We start from the raw sequence: 1,625 nt of genomic DNA, 5'->3' as shown, positions 1-1,625 counted from the left end.
GTGGGGATGCGGATGGTCCGGGGTGGGCGGCGCACCCGGAGACTGCACCTGCCGCGCCGGGGTGCCCGTGGCATCCGCTGCTATTTCGGTCGGTTCGACGGAAACGCTCGACTCGGCCGACTCGGCCGACTCGGGCGTCTCGGGCGACTCGGGCGACTCGGGCGACTCGGGCGACTCGGGCGACTCGGGCGAACCACCCGACTCGGGCCCGGAGGTGCCGTAGTAGCCGTAGAGTTCGTTCTCCTCGTCGGCGGTGATCGATCCACGGTCGCTCTCGATGCGGGGGCCGTTGCGGATGCGGTCGCGGTCGAAGGCCACGACCACGCGCGGGCCGTCGATGGTCGCGCCGGCCAGCGGAACAAACGATTCGAGCATGCCGAACAGGCCGGTGCGCACCGTGACGAAGGCCGGCTCGCCGGAGTCCTCGCTCAGGAAGACCTGTTCGACCGAGCCGAGCTTCGCACCGTCGCTCGTCACGACGACACCGCCGTTGACGACGATGTCGTCGATCCCTTCGAGGGTGATCATGCGGTCATTCCTTCACTGGAGGCACGCGCTGGGGGCACGGACAGGTTTCTGTATTCTCGCACCGTCCGGTGCGGCTGCCCAGGCGTCACGCGGTGACCAGGATCATCGTGAGCACGCTCAACCCGACCGTCACCGGGGCGAGCACGAGGCCGAAGAGCGCATACCCGCGCCAGGGGATCAGCACGTTCATCTTCTCGAGCCTGCTGTGCCAGAGCAACGTCGCGAGCGACGCCCACGGGGTGACCAGCGGGCCGACGTTCGCGCCGATCAGGACGGCGAGCAGCCGCGGGGTCGAGTCGGCGACCGGTTCGAGCGCGAGGTAGGCGGGCAGGTTATTGGTCAGGTTCGAGCCGACCAGACTCGTGCCGGCCAGGCGGAACAGGTCCCTCGGCGCGTTCCCCGCCCCGGCAAGCGCGGTGAGCAGCACGGGCAGCCCGAGGTTCTGCAGGGCCTCCATCGCGAGGAACAGCCCGCCGCTGAACAGCAGGAGCGACCAGGGAATCAGGGTCATCCGGAGAACGCTCTGGCGCCTGACGAAGAACACGACGGCCAGCACGAGTGCGGCGATGCTCGACGGCAGCCATACCGGCACGCCGACGACGAGGGCGGGCAGCAGGGCAGCGAGCACGAGCGCGCTCGTCCCGAGCAGCACCCGGTCGACGGATGCCACCGCTCCCGACGTTCCCGCGACGCGCATCCGCTGCACGGGGACGCTCGAATACCGTTTGCCGAGGTCTTTCCGGAAGACGATCGCAACCATTGCCATCGGCACGACCACGGCGACGAGCGCCGGGGCCGCGGTCAACCCGGCGAAGGCGATCGGTGAGATGCCGCCGAGGCGGTTCTGGGCGAGCAGGTTGGTCAGGTTGCTGATCGGGAGCAGCAGGCTGCCGGTGTTGGCGAGCCACACCGTCGTGAGCGCGAACGGCAGCGGCGGCAGGGCCTGGTTGCTCTGGTTGTGGGTGGCCGGCATCGCGATCGTCACGACGGTGTTCCTCTCCTTCGACACCACCGCCGTGCTCCTGACGCCGGTCGTCGTCGTCGTCGCGCGGCAGGCGGGCCTGCCGCCGCTGCCGTTAGCGCTCACGACGGTGTGG

2 protein-coding genes and 1 pseudogene are annotated in these 1,625 nt (G+C 69.7%); 1 reads left to right on the top strand and 2 read right to left on the bottom strand.

Going from position 1 to position 1,625, the window contains the following annotated elements:
• Window positions 1–528: PRC-barrel domain-containing protein (locus QN345_RS18815; protein WP_323509082.1), on the bottom strand; the 528-nt coding region annotated here is incomplete at its 3' end.
• An 85-nt stretch (window positions 529–613) separates the two neighbouring features.
• Window positions 614–1,501 (bottom strand): SLC13 family permease, encoded by an 888-nt coding sequence (locus tag QN345_RS18810; protein WP_323509081.1) that lies wholly within the window; start codon window positions 1,499–1,501, stop codon window positions 614–616.
• Between QN345_RS18810 and QN345_RS18805 the strand changes: the two are divergent.
• A pseudogene (locus tag QN345_RS18805) lies at window positions 1,464–1,625 on the top strand (arsenic transporter); the annotation flags it as partial. The gene QN345_RS18810 and the pseudogene QN345_RS18805 sit on opposite strands and share 38 nt — an antisense overlap.

Source organism: Cryobacterium sp. 10I1, from assembly GCF_035019805.1.
Classification (GTDB): domain Bacteria; phylum Actinomycetota; class Actinomycetes; order Actinomycetales; family Microbacteriaceae; genus Cryobacterium; species Cryobacterium glucosi.
Note: the sequence above shows the minus strand (reverse complement) of the source record. Positions and strands in the feature narration are given on the sequence as shown.

Excerpts from the sequence above, each read along its gene's own strand:
- QN345_RS18810 (WP_323509081.1), bottom strand. The coding sequence starts at position 1,501 with ATGCCGGCCACCCACAACCAGAGCAACCAGGCCCTGCCGCCGCTGCCG.